A 2,302-nucleotide genomic window follows, 5' to 3' on the forward strand; every position below is an offset into this window, starting at 1 on the left:
CCAATTCAATGCCGCCGATCATCGTGAGTTACGACAAGCCGCCACTGACATGTGGCGCGAAATCACGTGCCTGAAATCCGCATGACAGATGCGCCAAAGAATACGTTACGTCTGCACTCTCATTAAAGTAACAGTGCCATCGTCTGCCCAAGCCCGATATTCGATTTCTGCGATAAATTCGGGCCAGGAGAACACCGCATTTTTGCGTTTAAGCGCCACGGGAGGTTTTGCGGCGGGAATTGCTTCTAGGCGCGTTTTCAGGTCGCGGGCCATTTTGTGGCTGAAACGGGTCCCGCCCCCAACCACATAAACGAAACTTTTGCCTTTGCGCGCTGCAAGCAACAACCGTGAAATTGCCCCCCGCAGGGTGGTGGAAGGCTAAGCCGACGATAACAAAAACTGTCCCTCTGGATGCATTTGATTTTCTGCAATTCCCCATGCCGCTCCGGCCTGTAAGGGCTATCAAGCCTTTTGGCGATGTTGCCTTCCAGATCGTGCGCACATGCGATTTTAAAGAATGCCTCGCCATCGGCTTCCATTGTCTCGGAAAAGCGGATGACCGGCGAGAGCTTTGCGCTAAGCAAAATGGCGAGGATAGCGCGCCTATCTGGCACGGGCAGGCCGGTTGGGTCCCGTCCGTACAAAGAAGATCGAAGATGTAAAAGACGGATTTACCGGTAAAGCACTCACCACCACGGCCACCAGGTGCGCACTGCAAGGCTCCGAAATCAGATCCCGTTATCATCGCGGACCACGTCCTTTCGCGCAAAGAAGGAGGGCATGTCGTCCACGAAAAGCATTAACGCTCCCTACATTGCCAACTATCACTCACTCGACACATGACCGTGGATATGCATGGTATGTGAAAAGATGGCACCGAATTCCATTGGACAAAAGACACCATTTCGGCAGCCATTTAAAATGAGAACCAACCAATAAGTTCCATTTGCCGCCGGTAGAACCTCCTTCGCAGCACGATCGATGAGGTGAGTTCTCTTAGGTTCTCGTGCCGCTCGCACTCCCACGAGCATGAGGCAAGCCAGATTGGTCCGCTTCATTCTACTGATCTCATGCTGAGACGGCCAGAAGCGACGATCTCAAAGGGCCTGCGGAAAACATCAGATACTTACAAAACGAAAGCTTGCTAGGCCTTGGTCAACCCTCAGAATAAAGAAGACCCGATACTCCGTTCGGATTGGCAGTGGGCTCTCGATTACCATTGCGTATGCTCGACATGGCTACTTACGCATCGCGTTCGGCAGATCGCTCCTCCCCGACCATTTCTCTTACGAATTTTCTGTTCGTATTGCCCCAACGGCACAAAGGAATCAAAGCGTCGACAAGTGTTTGGCCGAAGGGTGTCAGCGAATAATCTACGACCGGCGGCACGCGTTGATGGTCGTGGCGCTTCAGGACCTTCATCTCTACCAAGTCGCGCAACTGCTGGATCAGCACCTTCTCACTGATCCCGCCGATGCGTCTGCGTATCTCGGAGAAGCGCGCGGGACCGCCTTGTACATGATATAAGATCAGCGGCTTCCATTTTCCGTCGATCACCGTCAGCGCAACATCCAGTCCGCAGGATGTATCTGTTCTGTCCAACATAATCTTACACTTACCTTTTTGTAGGTTCTATCCTTTAAGTAATTAACTGTCTATCCTGAAGTCATCGCTTTGGCCATCGGCAAGGCAGCATATGAAACTGGCATGGGAAGCATTCATGACCAATCATCGTCAAACCATTCTTAAGCTTTATGCATCCGCTGAAGGAAACTCACTTGACCTAGAAGCTTTCCTGTCGTGCTTCGCGCCCGATGGCTATGCGCGCAACGTGCCAGCCCAGATGGATTTTCGCGGTGCGGATATCGCCAAAGTCGCGAAAGACATGGCTGAGGGCTTTCCCGACATTCATCGCGAAATCTTCAGCCTGGACGTCGCAGCGGATACCGTCGTCGTCGAGCTGGCCATTCGTGGCACACATCTCGGCACGCTGATGACACCCCAGGGGCCACTGGCCGCTACTGGCAAGATAATCAATGTTCCCTGTTGCGATGTATTCCGCATGAAGAAAGGCAAGATCGCGGCCTTCCATTGCTACAACATATCTGGGATCATGCAGCATCAGCTGTCCTGACACCTGCAGCAGGAACGATAAAGGCCTTTGGTCTGTCGACGTCGTTTTGAACTGCCCCCCATTTCGACCGGACAGTCGGCATAAGCAGAAAGGCTCAAGCACAGGCTTGGGTATAGGCTTATGTCTAACGAGTATCGACACGTTGAATTGCTGACGGGTGATGTTCGC

3 protein-coding genes and 1 pseudogene are annotated in these 2,302 nt (G+C 52.5%); 2 read left to right on the top strand and 2 right to left on the bottom strand.

All coding sequences use genetic code 11. The annotated features are described in order from the left end of the window. Positions 1-85 (top strand): annotated as a pseudogene (locus ACS5UA_RS22750) (IS6 family transposase); the annotation flags it as partial. A gap of 20 nt (positions 86-105) precedes the next feature. Here the strand turns inward: ACS5UA_RS22750 and ACS5UA_RS22755 are convergent. Together ACS5UA_RS22755 and ACS5UA_RS22760 are read right to left on the bottom strand one after the other, a co-directional pair. Further along, the gene (locus tag ACS5UA_RS22755; protein ID WP_443101882.1) at positions 106-366 is read right to left on the bottom strand and encodes an ATP dependent DNA ligase; all 261 of its coding nucleotides are present in this window, start codon (positions 364-366) and stop codon (positions 106-108) included. An 876-nt stretch (positions 367-1,242) separates the two neighbouring features. Next, on the bottom strand, positions 1,243-1,605 hold the full coding sequence (locus ACS5UA_RS22760; RefSeq protein ID WP_443101880.1) for a winged helix-turn-helix transcriptional regulator: 363 nt from the start codon (positions 1,603-1,605) through the stop codon (positions 1,243-1,245). A 115-nt stretch (positions 1,606-1,720) separates the two neighbouring features. Between ACS5UA_RS22760 and ACS5UA_RS22765 the strand changes: the two genes are divergently transcribed. Then, the gene (locus tag ACS5UA_RS22765) at positions 1,721-2,134 is read left to right on the top strand and encodes an ester cyclase (RefSeq protein ID WP_443101881.1); all 414 of its coding nucleotides are present in this window, start codon (positions 1,721-1,723) and stop codon (positions 2,132-2,134) included. Positions 2,135-2,302 lie beyond the last annotated feature (168 nt).

This window comes from Brucella sp. RRSP16 (assembly GCF_052246815.1).
In the GTDB taxonomy this organism is placed as follows: domain Bacteria; phylum Pseudomonadota; class Alphaproteobacteria; order Rhizobiales; family Rhizobiaceae; genus Brucella; species Brucella intermedia.

Excerpts from the sequence above, each read along its gene's own strand:
- ACS5UA_RS22760 (WP_443101880.1), bottom strand. The coding sequence starts at position 1,605 with ATGTTGGACAGAACAGATACATCCTGCGGACTGGATGTTGCGCTGACG.
- ACS5UA_RS22765 (WP_443101881.1), top strand. The coding sequence starts at position 1,721 with ATGACCAATCATCGTCAAACCATTCTTAAGCTTTATGCATCCGCTGAA.